This is a genomic window from Tenacibaculum sediminilitoris (assembly GCF_964513795.1).
Classification (GTDB): domain Bacteria; phylum Bacteroidota; class Bacteroidia; order Flavobacteriales; family Flavobacteriaceae; genus Polaribacter; species Polaribacter sediminilitoris.
Genome location: NZ_CAZEQR010000011.1, coordinates 60,943 through 74,122, shown reverse-complemented (window position 1 = coordinate 74,122; position 13,180 = coordinate 60,943). Strand labels below are relative to the sequence as shown.

Sequence of the window (13,180 nt, the reverse complement as noted above, 5' to 3'; positions counted from 1 at the left end):
ATGAAAGAATGTAATATAAATACAACCATTAAAACATTGCGATTTCTTAACAACGAAATGACACAACAAGAACTAGCAGACAAAGTAAATGTTACAAGGCAAACTATTGCTTCTATTGAAAAAGGTAAGTATTCACCTTCACTCGAATTGGCTTTTAAAATTGCTTTGGTTTTTAATAGGCCTTTAGAAGAAGTATTCACTTATAAAAAGTAAAAAATGGAAGCTATCAAGAATAATAAATTTCAGAAAAATGCATTCTTTGCTGGACTTTCTTACCTAGCTCTTATCATAACGGGGCTATATGCTCTCATGTACGCCATGCCTCAAATAAAAGTTGAAGGGGATATCGCAAAAACAATTATAAATATTAACAACAATCCATTTTTGTTTCGAATTGGAATCGTGAGTATGCTTGTTATGAACATCGTTAGTATTCTACTTGTAATTTATCTATATAGATTACTATCAAATATTAACAAAACAACAGCATTATCCATGTTGATTATAATGCTATTTGGTGCTTGTATATCTACATTGAATGAGACTAATCATTTCGCTATGATAATCATCAACAATATGGATAGTTTCTCTGTAGAAGAAAGCCAAAATATAACAAATTTATTTTCAGCAATTCAAAAACATGGCTCATACATTTCTGTAATATTTTGGGGGCTTTGGCTATTTCCTTTAAGTATGTTGATATTTAAATTAAGTACTCCTTTTTCAAAATTTATAGCAATTATGTTAATAATTGGAGGTATTGGTTATGTTTTAGACTCCATATTTCTATTTCTCTACCCAAACATGAAAGTTCCTACACTCTCAGACTACACTTCATACGGTGAAATTCTATTTATGATATGGTTACTAGTAAAAAGTAAGAGCATCGGAAAACTAGTTGAAAAAGCTATTAAACTTCAAAAAAAAGTATAAACTATTTAAATTTTACTCACTTGGTGGAATAGTCCTAAAATTATTTTTTTTGCTGCAAAGCCATATAATAACATAATTTTATTAATTGCGTTCTTTTAAAACTTCTTCTATGTCAGTAATCGTAAAACCTTTGGCTTTTAGTAAGATTAAATAATGATATAGTAAATCAGCAGCTTCGTTTTTAAATAGTTCATCATTATTATCTTTCGCTTCGATGACTACTTCTACAGCCTCCTCTCCTACTTTTTGTGCTACCTTATTAATACCTCTTTTGTAAAGCTGATTAGTATAAGAACTTTCTACATCATTATCTATTCTATCAGAAATAATATTTTCTAGAGAATACAAAAAACCTTTTGAACTTTCTTTTCCAAAACATGAAGTCGTTCCTTTATGACAAGTTGGTCCTTCAGGAGTTACTTTAATCAATAAAGTATCATTATCACAGTCTAATTGAATATCTTTCACCCATAAAAAGTTTCCAGATTCTTCACCTTTTGTCCACAGCCTGTTTTTTGTTCTGCTATAAAAAGTAACTTTACCCTCACTTTGCGTTTTAGTAAAAGCTTCTTTATTCATATAACCTAGCATTAACACTTGCAATGTGGTATTATTTTGAATTACGACAGGAACTAGTCCATTTCCTTTTGTAAAATCTATATTCATCGTATGGGTATATTTTGTGTTTTTAATTCTTTTTTTAGTAGTGGTATTGGTATTTCTCCAAAGTGAAAAATACTTGCCGCTAAGCCTGCACTTGCTTCTGTTTTTGTAAAAACTTCTGTAAAGTGCTCTACTTTTCCTGCTCCTCCAGAAGCAATTACAGGAATGTTTACATTTTTACTTACTGCATTGGTTACTTCAATATCAAATCCGTTTTTGGTTCCGTCACTATTCATAGAGGTTAATAAAATTTCTCCAGCACCTAATGTTTCTACTTTTTTTGCCCAAGAAACAGTTTCAAGTTCAGTTTCAAAAGTTCCTCCTTTAGTGAATACTTTCCATTCCGAATTTACATTTTTAGTATCAATTGCAACCACAACAAATTGACTTCCGAACCAGTTTTTTAAATCGGCTATTAATTGCGGTTTTTTAACTGCGGAAGAATTAATACTTATTTTATCTGCTCCTGCTTTAATTAAAGCAACTGCATCTTCTACAGTACTAATACCTCCTCCAACAGTAAAAGGAATATTAATCTCTTGTGCTATTGTTTTTACCAGTTCAACCAAGGTTTTTCTGTTTTCTAGTGTAGCTGTAATATCTAGAAAAACTAATTCATCTGCACCTTGTTTTACATACTGTTTAGCCAACTCAACTGGGTCTCCAGCATCTTTAATATCAATAAAATTGACTCCTTTTACTGTTCGTCCATTTTTTATATCCAAACATGGGATAATTCTTTTCTTTAACATGCCTTAGCTTATAAACTCTTGTAATTCTTTTAAACTGATGTTTCCTTCGTAAATAGCTTTACCCACGATAGTACCTTCGCAACCAACCTCTTTTAAACGATGTAAGTCATTCATATTTGCCACTCCTCCACTCGCTATTAGATTTACTGAAGTTTTACTTAAAATTTCTAAATACAAGTCTACGGAAGCCCCTTGTAACATACCATCTTTAGCCACATCGGTACAAATAGTATTCGCAATACCTATCTCTTGATATTCACTTATAAAATCGACAATATCAACTTCTGAGGTTTCTAACCAACCATTAGTGGCTATTTTTCGATCTTTACAATCAGCTCCCAATATTATTTTATCTTTTCCATATTTAGTAAGCCATCCCATAAATATATCTGGTTTTTTTACTGCTATACTTCCTCCTGTTATTTGATTTGCACCACTTTCAAAAGCTATACGAGCATCTTCATTAGACTTTAAACCTCCTCCAAAATCAATTTTTAAATTGGTTTTCGTAGCAATTTGCTCTAGTACTTTATTGTTTATAATTCGACTAGATTTTGCTCCATCTAAATCGACTAAGTGTAAATATTGTATACCGTTAGCTTCAAATTCTTTAGCTACTTCTAATGGGTTTTTATTGTATATTTTCTTGGTATTGTAATCTCCCTTAGTCAAACGAACACATTTACCTTCTATAATATCTATTGCGGGTATTATTCTCACTTTGTTTGGTTTTAATTGTTTATTCTTTTATATGTTCAAAAAGTTATTCAAAAGTTCTTCCCCTATAGCTGCTGATTTCTCTGGATGAAACTGCATCGCATAAAAATTATTTTTTTGCATTACAGAGCTAAATGGAACGATGTAATCACAAATTGCCAATGTGTTATTACATACTGCTGCATAATAACTGTGAACGTAATACACATTATCTTCTAAGGTTAGGTTCTTTAACAGTTCTGAAGGTGTAAGCTTAGAAAAATTATTCCATCCCATGTGTGGTACTTTTTCTTTTGGTGGAAATTGCTTTGTTTGTGTATCAAAAATTCCTAAACATTGCGTATCTCCTTCTTCAGATGATTTGCACAGTAGTTGTAACCCCAAACAAATTCCTAAAACAGGTTGTTTTAATGAAATAATCAACTCATCAAGGTTTCTTTCTCTTAAATATCGCATTGCTGAACTTGCTTCTCCAACTCCAGGAAATATTACTTTATCTGCTGATATTATTTCTGTTGGATTATCTGTAATAATACTTTCGTATCCTAGGCGCGTTAACGCATTTTGTACCGATCGAATATTACCTGCATTGTATTTTATAATCGCTATCATGTTTTTCAATTATCATTTATCAATTATCCATTACCTGTTATTCTCTTTAACCATTGTTCACCGATAATTGATTATTGTTCATTGTTATAAAACTCCTTTTGTTGAGGGTAAAATCATCTTATCAACATCTCTTTTTACCGCTACTTTTATGGCTTTAGCAAAAGCTTTAAAAATAGCTTCTATTTTGTGATGCTCATTAGTTCCTTCTGCTTTGATATTTAAATTACACTTTGCTCCATCTGTAAATGACTTAAAAAAGTGGGAAAACATTTCTGTAGGCATTTTACCTATCATTTCTCTTTTAAAATTAGCTTCCCAAACCAACCAATTTCTTCCTCCAAAATCAATGGCTACTTGTGCTAAGCAATCATCCATAGGTAAGCAAAAACCATAACGTTCAATACCTAATTTGTTACCTAATGCTTTATAAAACACTTCTCCTAGTGCAATGGCAGTATCTTCAATGGTGTGGTGTTCATCCACTTCTAAATCACCTATTACTTGTATATTCAAATCCATTTGACCATGACGTGCTATTTGATCTAACATATGATCGAAAAAAGCAATACCTGTATCAATAGTACTTTTTCCTGTTCCATCTAAGTTTACATTAATTTTTATTTGAGTTTCATTTGTGCTTCGCTCAATAAAGGCTGAGCGATCTTCTAGTTTTAAAAACTCATAAATAGCATCCCAATCGTTACTTTCTAAAGCTATAAAATCATCTAACTCCTCTTTTTTTACAGTAATTTCATCAGTACCTAAATTCGTTTCATCGTTAATATAAATTCCTTGAGCTCCCAAGTTTTTTGCGAGTTCAACATCAGTTAAACGATCACCAATCACAAAAGAGTTTTTTAAATCATATTCTTTAGAAAAGTATTTGGCTAGTAATCCTGTATTAGGTTTTCTTGTAGGTTGATTGTCTTTAGCAAAAGTTCTATCAATAATCTCTTCGGCAAACACAATTCCTTCTTCTTTTAATGTGTTCATTACAAAGTTATGTACAGGCCAAAAGGTATTTTCTGGATATACTTCTGTTCCTAGTCCATCTTGATTCGTTACCAATACTAACTCAAAATCTAATTCTTTTGCTATTTTACTTAACCCTTGAAAAACCTTTGGATAAAATTGTAATTTCTCAAATGAATCTGTTTGTTCGTCAGCTGGCTCTTTAATTAGTGTACCATCTCTATCTATAAATAGTATTTTTTTCATCGTATTTTGAGAGTTTAAAGTGAGTTCTCTATTTCACTTGATGTAACACTCAATTGTTGAAGTGCTTTTATTAATTTTTTATTTTCTTTTTCACTTCCTATAGTAATACGTATACAGTTGCTTACTAAATTATTTCTATTTCTAGTGATAATTTTCTGATGTACTAGTTCATTATACAATTCATTGGCATTTGTAACCTCTATTAGTATAAAGTTAGCTTCTGAAGTATATATCTTTTTCACCAATTTAATTTCTTGCAGCTGCTTCTCTAATTTTTCCTTCTCATTGAGAATTATGTTTTTCTCAATTTCAAACTGTGCTAAATTATCTAGCCTATTAAGTACAGCTTCTTGATTTAAAGCACTTACATTATAAGGCGGTTTTACTTTATTATATACATCAATAATTTCTTGACTAGCATACGCTGCTCCAACTCTAACACTTGCCAATCCCCAAGCTTTACTAAAGGTTTGACTTACAATTAAGTTAGGATAGTTTTTTAATTCACTTATAAAAGATTCTTTTGTACTGAAATCAATATAAGCTTCATCAATAATTACAATCCCTTTGAATTTACTAAGAATAAACTCAATTGTTTCACCTTTAAAGCAATTCCCTGTAGGGTTGTTAGGTAAACAAATGAAAATTAACTTTAGATTTTCATCTTCAAAATAACTTTCTAAAGTATTTATATCAATCTGAAAATCTTTGTCTAAAGCTAATTCAATCAACTCAACATCGTTTATAGCTGCTGAAACGCCATACATTCCATAAGATGGTGTAAAGGTCAGCGCTTTGTTTTTTCCTGGGTTACAAAATATTCGAAAAGCTAAATCGATTACTTCATCACTTCCATTTCCTATAAAAATTTGACTTGTATTTACTTTTTTAATTTCTGATAATCGTTCTTTAATCGCTATTTGTTGCGGATCAGGATAACGATTTAAGCTGCCAAAAGGGTTCTCATTGGCATCTAAGTATACTTCAGCAATCCCATTAAACTCGTCTCTAGCTGAAGAATAAGCTTTTAATTGCTGAATGTTTGGACGTATTATTTTTTCTAAACTAAACATTACTAATTTCTTTTAATCTAACCGTTATTGCATTTTTGTGTGCTTGTAAGCCTTCCGCTGCTGCCATAAGCTCTATAGCTCCACCTAAATTTTCAATACCTTCTTTGGTAACTTCTTGAAAAGTGATTTTTTTCACAAAACTATCTAATGATACTCCACTATAATTTTTAGCGTACCCATTGGTAGGTAATGTATGATTAGTTCCACTAGCATAATCTCCAGCACTTTCACAACTATAATTACCTAAAAATACTGAACCTGCATTTATAACTCCTTCAATATATTCAGAAGCTTTATCTGAAGCTATAATTAAGTGTTCTGGGGCGTATTTGTTACTAAACTCGATACATTCATCTTTTGATGTTAATACTACCACAAAACTATTTTCAATCGCTTTTTTAGCAATTTCTTTTCTAGACAACTCTTCTATTTGATTGTTGAGTTCTACTATAACATTTTGTGCTACTTTATTGGAAGTAGTTACTAAAATTGCTTGACTATCTGCTCCATGTTCTGCTTGTGATAATAAATCTGCTGCTACAAAAACAGGGTTTGATGTTTCGTCAGCAATTACAAGTACTTCACTAGGTCCTGCTGGCATATCAATAGCCACTCCTTGTTGTTGTACCAGTTCTTTTGCTTTGGTTACGAACTGATTTCCTGGCCCTAAAATTTTATATACTTGAGGAATAGTTTCCGTTCCGTATGCCATGGCTCCAATAGCTTGTGCCCCGCCTACTTTAAAAATTTTAGTTATACCAACTAAAGAAGCTGTGTATAAAATAGCCGGGTTAACTATTCCTTCTTTATTGGTTGGAGTACACAATACTATTTCTTTACAACCTGCTATTTTAGCAGGAATACCTAACATTAAAATAGTTGAAAATAGTGGTGCTGATCCTCCAGGAATGTATAAACCTACTTTTTCAATAGCCACACTTTTTCTCCAACAAGTAACTCCTTTTATTGTTGATATTTTTTTAGATACTTCTTTTTGTGAATTGTGAAATATTTCAATATTAGTTTTTGCCAACTGTATTGCAGACTTTAATTCACCCGATACTAAACCTTCAGCTTCTATTACCTCTTTATTTGTAACCTCTAAAGAGTTTAAAGCAACTCCATCAAATAATTCAGTATATTTTTTTAAAGCGGCGTCTTTATTTTGTGCTACATTATTTAATATGTTTTGTACAGTACCTTGTAAACTATCTTTATTTATAGTGGCTCTTTTACAAAGTTTATTCCAAGTTTCTGATGCTGGTTTTTTTATAATTTTCATTTTATATTTTTTTAAACAACCATTTTTTCTATTGGGCAAACCAAAATCCCTTCCGCTCCATTATTTTTTAACTCGTCTATGATTTCCCAAAACTGATTTTTATTAAGAACTGAGTGTACTGAACTCCAACCTTCTTCTGCTAAAGGAAGTACTGTTGGGCTACGCATTCCTGGTAGAATATCAATGATTTTTTCTAGTTTTTCATTCGGAGCATTTAGCAGTACATATCTTGATTGTCTTGCTTTTAATACTGACTGAACTCTAAATTGTAATTTGTTTAGTATTTCTTGTTGTGCTTTTTTTAGTTTGGGAGAAACTGCCAGTACTGCCTCTGAATTTAAGATAACTTCTACTTCTTTTAAGTTATTTTTAAACAAGGTTGAGCCACTTGAAACGATATCGCAAATACCATCGGCTAAACCTATATTAGGGGCTATTTCAACAGAACCGTTTATAATGTGTAATTGTGCCTGTATATTACTTTTTTGTAGATATTTTAAAACGGTGTTTGGGTATGACGTCGCTATTTTTTTATTCTGAAAGTAAGTTATTCCTCTATACTCCTCATTTTTTGGAACTGCTAAAGATACTTTACATTTTGAGAAACCTAATTTTTCGATAAATAGTATTCCTTCCCCCTTTTCAGTTAGTAAGTTTTCTCCAATAATAGCAGCATCTACTACTCCATCTTTTAAATATTGTGGAATATCTCCATTTCTTAGGTAGAAAACTTCTAAAGGAAAATTGTTTGCTGAAGCTTTTAATTGATCTTTACCGTTATCAATAGAAACTCCGCAGTCTTTAAGAATTTGTAGAGACTCTTGGTTGAGTCTTCCTGATTTCTGAATGGCTATTTTTAATTTACTCATGTTTTTTTTGAATGAGCCTGAGTAAATCGTTTTGAGAAGTTTGTTTCCTTGGCGCCTATGGAAATAAAAAACCCGTTTGATTTACTCAAACGGGTTTAAAATATATGTTTTTTTTATTCAATACATTTTCAGTTCGCTTGAGTGCAAATATGAAAATGATGATGTAATTGAATAAAATTCATGTTCTTTTTTTTGTTGATACAAATATTTGTTATTTATTTTTAATTATCCTAATTTTTATATCTTTTTTTTAAAGAATAGTTATGCTATTAAGTTACTTAAAAAGATCTAGTCTAATTTTTTCAAATTGAATTTTAAAATTCCCCCATAATTCATCTTCTAAAGTAAGAGTGTTTAGCTTATTACCTATTGTTATTAAATAAGAAGATACTTCAGAATTATTGTTTGTATATGACTCAATATCTTTACAAATTTTTCTTATGGAATCTGTGTAGGTAATAATTTTTAAAACCTTAGAAAGTAGTGTTTGCCTATTAGAAACTAGGGGATTATTTTAAATCGATTTTTAATTATATTTGAAAAAAGGGTGTAACTCTAAAAAGTTAAACCCTCGATAAATAAGTTTACACACTTTATGAGATAGTGTATTATAAAAACCTAAAAGCAGTGAAGTTAACTTCACTGCTTTTTTATTTCCTAATGATTAAGCTATCTTATGACGATTCTTTAAAAACTAAAATACAGAAGTAACATATTTATAGCCATATTTTCTTTTACTGTTCCAGGAAGATCTTTTAGAATAAACACTTGCTACTTGATTAGCTTTTTTCTCCTCTTTAAAATTATCTGTTGTTGTCATATTATTATTTTTTAAGTTTTATATTAATTTTTGTACGCTTATATGACGTTGATAACACACATTTGTTACATACCTTTCATATATTTAACAGATATTTAAGAAACCTTAAAAAATTGATTTATAATAAGTTAAACAACTTAACTTTCTACTATATTATTTGTATTTTTTTTACTAATATTTTATCAAAACAACAACAATTCATTTTATTAATTTCCTAAAATAATTGGCATGCCACTTTTCCCTGAACCAATAATAACTACTTTACTATTAGTAGAATTGGCTAGTCTATTGGTAGCTTCAATACCTTTATCTTGTAAAATTTTATCGGTTAATGAAGCGCTTAAAATTCTGTTTGCATCCGCTTTACCTTTTGCTTCAATTATTTGTTTTTCTGCTTCTTTTTGAGCTGTTACTAATCTAAACTCATACTCTAAAGATTCTTGCTCTTGTTTTAACTTACGTTCTATTGCCTCTTTAATTGTAGGTGGTAACGTTACATCTCTAACTAACACCTCATTCAATTGAACATATTGCTTCTCTAAAATTTTCTTTGTTTCTACAAATATTTCATCTTGAATAGCATCTCGTTTACTAGAGTATAGCTGCTCTGGTGTATAACGACCTACTACACTACGAGCTGCTGAACGAATTGCTGGTTGAATAACACGTTGTAAATAATTTTGCCCTAGCGTTTGATGTAGGTTTCCTAAATATTTATGAACTGGTTGATACCAAGCAGATGCATCTATTTGAATTTCTAAACCGTTAGAAGATAACACTTTCATTTTTTCAAAAAGTTCTTGCTGTCTTACTTCATATATATGAACTTTATTCCACGGAGCAACTATATGAAATCCCTCTCCCAATGGTGGCTCATCAGTTACAACACCTCCACCAAAGGTTTTATATAATACTCCTGCTTCTCCAGATTTAATTGTTTCTGTTGATTTTACTATGAAAATTATTAAAACTATTACTACTGGAATTAACATTCCAAACTTTGGAAACTTTAACTCTACTTGATTTCTTGACATTTTATATTGTTTTTACATTCAAATGTACAATTAAATAAAAGAACCGCAGTTTTCATAATCACATTCTTGTGATGTAAGTTCAAGCTCAAGTGTTATGTGTTCTAAGTAAAATTCATTATGTAAAACTTGTTTAACCTGCTGTTTTATTTCATGCTTTTTTTCCCAAGAAAAATCTTCATTTTTAATTACTAAATGAGCAGTAAATACATTGTATTCTCCATCCATAGTCCATAAATGACAGTCATGAATACCTTCAATACTTTTCATAGAAACTATCTTTTGTTGAATTTCTTCAATAGAGATATTCTCAGGAGTTCCTTGTAGTATAACCCGAAGACTTTCTTTTATGTTTTTATACACATTAAGCAAAACAAAACCAGCAATTGCGATAGATAAAACTGGGTCTAACACCGGAACATCCCAAAACTGCATTACAATACTCGCTAGCAATACTACCCCCCAACCTAATACATCTTCTAATAAATGTAATGAAACTACACGTTCGTTTATTGAGGTTCCTTTTTTTAATTTTAATACGGCTGCACCGTTGACTATAATTCCTAAAACAGCCAACCACATCATTCCTTTAGCATCTGCATTTTCTGGATTGATAATTCTAGGAATTGCTTCTTTAATAATAAATACTGAACCTATCACCAATACTATTGAGTTAATAATAGCCCCTAAAAGGGAAAACCTTTTATAACCATATGAATATTTTTTGGTTGGTTTTTTGGTTGATTTTTTTTGAAAATACCAAGACAACCCTAAACTTAAACTATCTCCCAAATCATGCAAGGCATCAGACATAATAGCTAAGCTATTGGTATAAAAACCTCCTATTATTTCAATAATTGTAAATGCGAGATTAAGAAAAAAAGCTACAGCTATATTTCCTGTAGAACTTCCATGTGAATGATGATGATGGTTGTGCCCCATGTTTTTATAAATTGACTTTAAATGTATTAAAAAGATGCAAAAAGAGGAGCATTTAGCTCCTCTTTATCTATAATTTAACCAAAATACCTGCATTAAAAATAAATCCGTCGGTTGGTGCCCAAATATCTGTAAAACTAGGATTATTATGTGGTGCTTGAATCATATCTTGATAATTTTGTTGTTTGGTATCGGTAAAATTTTCAAAATTTGCGTACAAACTAACCTTCCCTAATGTTCTCATTATCATAAAGCCCATCGTCCAATAATCTGGTGTTTCTGTTAGATTACTTCTTAATTGAGAACTTTTATAATATGCTTCATAACCTACTCGCCACTTATCATGTACTTCATACATTAATACACCTCCAATACTATGTTTAGGTGTTAACGCTTTTTGAGTATCATCTATTTCAACATTGTTATAAGCATAATTCGTAAAAAGTATAAAATCTTTGTATTTCAACTTTAAATTAGTTTCTGCCCCATAACTATTTAACAAACTAGCTGCATTTTTAAACTCATAATTTACTCCATTTTCTTCCAGTAAAAGAGAGTTTTTTAACTGTGTATAAAATATCAATTGATTAAATGATAACGATACATTATCATTAAAAAATTTCGTTTTATAATTTACATCCGCATTAAAACCTATAGAAGTTTCTGCTTTAAAATTAGTTGTATTAATTGGCATTACATTTTGATATGAGCGTAACTCAGCATCTTCAGTAAAGATTGTAGGAATTTTATACCCTAAGCCTCCACCTACTCTACTCGACACTTTATCATTATATTTTATAAATATAGAGGCTCTGGGCAATACAAATACTCCATAATAATCGTTATAATCAGTTCGCAAACCACTTTCCAGTGTTAAATTATTAGTAAGCTGCCAGTTATTTTGCGCAAACCCTCCTAAAGTAAATTGCTTGTAACTTCTATCTAAATCTGTTGTTGGGTTTTCTATAAAATTTTCAGTAATTATATTTCCTCCAAAAACCCAATCGGAAGTAAGATTATATAAATTATATGTTGCTTCAGTAAAAGTAGCCCACTGCTTTCCATCAAATTCATAATCTGGTAAGGTTAAATTTCTTTTAAAATAGCTTACACTGTTTTTAAAATGAAAACTTTTATCTTCTGAAATATCATTAGAATAGGTTAATTGTGTTGAATAACGTTCTGATTTGTTTTTTTCATAAAAACTATGATCAGGAGTCATATTTCCTGCTATTACATCAGTATCTCCACCTATACGGTTCTCTATAGTTGTACCAAAATTCAAGCGCCATTCTTCCTTTTCATTCGGGTAGTAGAATAATGACGGGTTAATACTAAAACTCTTAACTTTTGGTATGTCTGAAAAATGATCATCGTTCACATCCGTTGCTTCTTGTGTATTTGCAGAACCATATAAAGTAACTCCATACCTATCAAAACGCTCGCTATAAAAAGCGTTTAACGTACTTCCATTACGGGAAGTTTGATCGAACATCAAGCTAATTTCTCGTTCTTCTTTTGGTTTTTTAGATACTAAGTTTACCAAACCTGCAATAGCTCCACCTCCATATAAGGTTGATGAGCTTCCTTTAATAATTTCTACTTGTTGTAAATCTAACGGTGGAATTTGCATAATACTCAATCCACTAGAAAACCCTCCAAATAGTGGAAAACCGTCTTTTAGTAATTGCGTAAATCGACCGTCTAACCCTTGAATACGTATGCTTTGATTCGCAGAGTTCGCAGATGTTTGCTGCATTTGTATTCCTGTGCTTTCACGTAAAACCATAGCTATGTTAGTTGAATTCATTACAACTTTTTCTCCTAGTTCTTCAGCTCCTACCACTTCTATTCTAGTTGGTATTTCAGCTATGGATCGTTTACTTCTTGTTGATTGTATTACAACAGCTTCTAAAGTTTCTTCATCTTCATGAAGCTCAATAGTAATTTGGGTTTGGCTTGTTGGAAATTGAATTGTTTTTTCTATTGTTTCAAATCCTATAAACGATACTACAAAAGTTTGCTTTCCGTTAGGAATATTATTGATAATTGCAATTCCGTCTAAATTAGTTTCTTCTCCTAATGTGGTGTTTTTTATATATACTGATGCACCTATGACAGGTTCTTTTTCTTCAGAAATTACTTTAAATTCTACTGAATTTTGTGCATTTATTTGAATAGCTACTAGTAATAATACTAACGCTAACACTATATTTTTTAACATGTGTTTCTTTTAAGTTAATTATATAAATTTATAAGTTAGCACCTATT

Annotated in this window: 14 protein-coding genes; 2 read left to right on the top strand and 12 right to left on the bottom strand. The window is 30.7% G+C overall.

All coding sequences use genetic code 11. The annotated features are described in order from the left end of the window. Both ACKTSW_RS04145 and ACKTSW_RS04140 read left to right on the top strand, forming a co-directional pair. Entirely contained in the window at nucleotides 1–213 is a 213-nt protein-coding gene (locus ACKTSW_RS04145) for a helix-turn-helix transcriptional regulator (protein ID WP_408024013.1), read from the top strand. Nucleotides 214–216: 3 nt separating this feature from the next. Next, nucleotides 217–933 (top strand): DUF4386 domain-containing protein, encoded by a 717-nt coding sequence (locus ACKTSW_RS04140; protein ID WP_408024012.1) that lies wholly within the window; start codon nucleotides 217–219, stop codon nucleotides 931–933. An 81-nt stretch (nucleotides 934–1,014) separates the two neighbouring features. Here the strand turns inward: ACKTSW_RS04140 and hisIE are convergent, their stop codons facing one another. The 12 genes from hisIE to ACKTSW_RS04080 all read right to left on the bottom strand — a co-directional run bounded on the left by hisIE (nucleotide 1,015) and on the right by ACKTSW_RS04080 (nucleotide 13,133). After that, on the bottom strand, nucleotides 1,015–1,599 hold the full coding sequence (gene hisIE, locus ACKTSW_RS04135) for a bifunctional phosphoribosyl-AMP cyclohydrolase/phosphoribosyl-ATP diphosphatase HisIE (RefSeq protein WP_408024011.1): 585 nt from the start codon (nucleotides 1,597–1,599) through the stop codon (nucleotides 1,015–1,017). Then, nucleotides 1,596–2,348, bottom strand: a complete 753-nt coding sequence (gene hisF, locus ACKTSW_RS04130) for an imidazole glycerol phosphate synthase subunit HisF (RefSeq protein ID WP_408024010.1) — start codon at nucleotides 2,346–2,348, stop codon at nucleotides 1,596–1,598. Before hisF ends, hisIE begins: the two co-directional genes overlap by 4 nt. 3 nt (nucleotides 2,349–2,351) lie before the next feature. Next, complete coding sequence (gene hisA / locus ACKTSW_RS04125) at nucleotides 2,352–3,068, bottom strand: 1-(5-phosphoribosyl)-5-[(5-phosphoribosylamino)methylideneamino]imidazole-4-carboxamide isomerase (protein WP_408024009.1); 717 nt, start codon at nucleotides 3,066–3,068, stop codon at nucleotides 2,352–2,354. Nucleotides 3,069–3,095: 27 nt separating this feature from the next. Next, on the bottom strand, nucleotides 3,096–3,677 hold the full coding sequence (gene hisH, locus ACKTSW_RS04120) for an imidazole glycerol phosphate synthase subunit HisH (protein WP_408024008.1): 582 nt from the start codon (nucleotides 3,675–3,677) through the stop codon (nucleotides 3,096–3,098). Nucleotides 3,678–3,761: 84 nt separating this feature from the next. Continuing rightward, on the bottom strand, nucleotides 3,762–4,895 hold the full coding sequence (gene hisB, locus ACKTSW_RS04115) for a bifunctional histidinol-phosphatase/imidazoleglycerol-phosphate dehydratase HisB (RefSeq protein WP_408024007.1): 1,134 nt from the start codon (nucleotides 4,893–4,895) through the stop codon (nucleotides 3,762–3,764). A 14-nt stretch (nucleotides 4,896–4,909) separates the two neighbouring features. Next, a complete protein-coding gene (hisC, locus tag ACKTSW_RS04110) occupies nucleotides 4,910–5,968 on the bottom strand; it encodes a histidinol-phosphate transaminase (protein WP_408024006.1) in 1,059 nt (352 codons plus the stop codon). Further along, nucleotides 5,961–7,250 carry a histidinol dehydrogenase gene (gene hisD, locus ACKTSW_RS04105; RefSeq protein ID WP_408024005.1) on the bottom strand — a complete coding sequence of 430 codons (1,290 nt, stop codon included), beginning with the start codon at nucleotides 7,248–7,250 and terminating at the stop codon, nucleotides 5,961–5,963. The genes hisC and hisD overlap by 8 nt, the downstream gene beginning before the upstream one ends. Before the next feature lie 11 nt (nucleotides 7,251–7,261). Beyond that, a complete protein-coding gene (gene hisG, locus ACKTSW_RS04100) occupies nucleotides 7,262–8,119 on the bottom strand; it encodes an ATP phosphoribosyltransferase (RefSeq protein WP_408024004.1) in 858 nt (285 codons plus the stop codon). Between the two features lie 694 nt (nucleotides 8,120–8,813). Beyond that, nucleotides 8,814–8,939 carry a hypothetical protein gene (locus tag ACKTSW_RS04095; RefSeq protein WP_408024003.1) on the bottom strand — a complete coding sequence of 42 codons (126 nt, stop codon included), beginning with the start codon at nucleotides 8,937–8,939 and terminating at the stop codon, nucleotides 8,814–8,816. Between the two features lie 206 nt (nucleotides 8,940–9,145). Beyond that, on the bottom strand, nucleotides 9,146–9,973 hold the full coding sequence (locus tag ACKTSW_RS04090) for a prohibitin family protein (RefSeq protein WP_408024002.1): 828 nt from the start codon (nucleotides 9,971–9,973) through the stop codon (nucleotides 9,146–9,148). A gap of 30 nt (nucleotides 9,974–10,003) precedes the next feature. After that, nucleotides 10,004–10,912: a cation diffusion facilitator family transporter gene (locus tag ACKTSW_RS04085; RefSeq protein WP_408024001.1), complete on the bottom strand. Its 909-nt coding sequence runs from the start codon at nucleotides 10,910–10,912 to the stop codon at nucleotides 10,004–10,006. Between the two features lie 67 nt (nucleotides 10,913–10,979). Continuing rightward, on the bottom strand, nucleotides 10,980–13,133 hold the full coding sequence (locus tag ACKTSW_RS04080) for a TonB-dependent receptor (protein WP_408024000.1): 2,154 nt from the start codon (nucleotides 13,131–13,133) through the stop codon (nucleotides 10,980–10,982). Nucleotides 13,134–13,180 lie beyond the last annotated feature (47 nt).

What these genes read in the sequence shown, in the direction of transcription:
- ACKTSW_RS04145 (WP_408024013.1), top strand. Translation starts at nt 1, where the DNA reads ATGAAAGAATGTAATATAAATACAACCATTAAAACATTGCGATTTCTT.
- hisG (WP_408024004.1), bottom strand. Translation starts at nt 8,119, where the DNA reads ATGAGTAAATTAAAAATAGCCATTCAGAAATCAGGAAGACTCAACCAA.
- ACKTSW_RS04085 (WP_408024001.1), bottom strand. Translation starts at nt 10,912, where the DNA reads ATGGGGCACAACCATCATCATCATTCACATGGAAGTTCTACAGGAAAT.
- ACKTSW_RS04095 (WP_408024003.1), bottom strand. Translation starts at nt 8,939, where the DNA reads ATGACAACAACAGATAATTTTAAAGAGGAGAAAAAAGCTAATCAAGTA.
- hisF (WP_408024010.1), bottom strand. Translation starts at nt 2,348, where the DNA reads ATGTTAAAGAAAAGAATTATCCCATGTTTGGATATAAAAAATGGACGA.
- ACKTSW_RS04080 (WP_408024000.1), bottom strand. Translation starts at nt 13,133, where the DNA reads ATGTTAAAAAATATAGTGTTAGCGTTAGTATTATTACTAGTAGCTATT.
- ACKTSW_RS04090 (WP_408024002.1), bottom strand. Translation starts at nt 9,973, where the DNA reads ATGTCAAGAAATCAAGTAGAGTTAAAGTTTCCAAAGTTTGGAATGTTA.
- hisC (WP_408024006.1), bottom strand. Translation starts at nt 5,968, where the DNA reads ATGTTTAGTTTAGAAAAAATAATACGTCCAAACATTCAGCAATTAAAA.
- hisB (WP_408024007.1), bottom strand. Translation starts at nt 4,895, where the DNA reads ATGAAAAAAATACTATTTATAGATAGAGATGGTACACTAATTAAAGAG.
- ACKTSW_RS04140 (WP_408024012.1), top strand. Translation starts at nt 217, where the DNA reads ATGGAAGCTATCAAGAATAATAAATTTCAGAAAAATGCATTCTTTGCT.
- hisIE (WP_408024011.1), bottom strand. Translation starts at nt 1,599, where the DNA reads ATGAATATAGATTTTACAAAAGGAAATGGACTAGTTCCTGTCGTAATT.
- hisD (WP_408024005.1), bottom strand. Translation starts at nt 7,250, where the DNA reads ATGAAAATTATAAAAAAACCAGCATCAGAAACTTGGAATAAACTTTGT.
- hisH (WP_408024008.1), bottom strand. Translation starts at nt 3,677, where the DNA reads ATGATAGCGATTATAAAATACAATGCAGGTAATATTCGATCGGTACAA.